The organism is Oleiphilus sp. HI0125 (assembly GCF_001635355.1).
Map to the genome: position 1 here is coordinate 1 of NZ_LWGF01001447.1, position 666 is coordinate 666.

A 666-nucleotide genomic window follows, 5' to 3' on the forward strand; every position below is an offset into this window, starting at 1 on the left:
ATGCTTCGTATGAAAGAAGATGACTGGCAGTCAGTGATTCAAACAAATTTGAGCTCTGTGTACCGCACATCGAAAGCAGTATTGAAGGGAATGACGAAGGCTCGCTGGGGGCGCATCATTAACGTGAGCTCTGTTGTTGCACAAATGGGTAACCCGGGGCAAGCAAATTACTGTGCTTCTAAAGCTGGAATTGAAGGGTTTACACGTTCGCTCGCGTCTGAAATCGGTAGTCGTGGAATCACGGTAAATTCAGTTGCTCCAGGTTATATTCAGACCGACATGACCGACGATTTGAGTGAAGAAAACAAGGACTTAATGTTGTCGAAAATTCCTATGAATCGTCTTGGTAGTCCTGCTGAAGTTGCTTCAGCAGTAGCTTTTTTAGCTTCACCGAATGCATCGTATATCACAGGCCAAACCTTGCATGTGAATGGCGGAATGTATATGTCTTAAAGGCCTGATTGGAACTTGTTTCAGGGCATTGATTCAACTAGACTAGCACGCAACATTACCTGACACGTACAACTAGGGCGTAAGCAGGGAGCGTGCAGACCAGCATCAATCAAAACATAAAGCTGGTTAGCACTCCGATATAATGAAGAGAGGAAACTATGAGCACTGTAGAAGAGCGTGTAAAAAAGATTGTTTGTGAACAACTAGGTGTTA

At 44.1% G+C, this 666-nt stretch carries 1 protein-coding gene; it reads left to right on the forward strand.

The window, feature by feature from the left end; genetic code table 11:
* Positions 1 to 453, forward strand: a 453-nt coding sequence (locus A3762_RS24590) for a 3-oxoacyl-ACP reductase family protein (protein WP_082869347.1), incomplete at its 5' end; no start/stop codon positions are given.
* Positions 454 to 666: the final 213 nt, after the last annotated feature.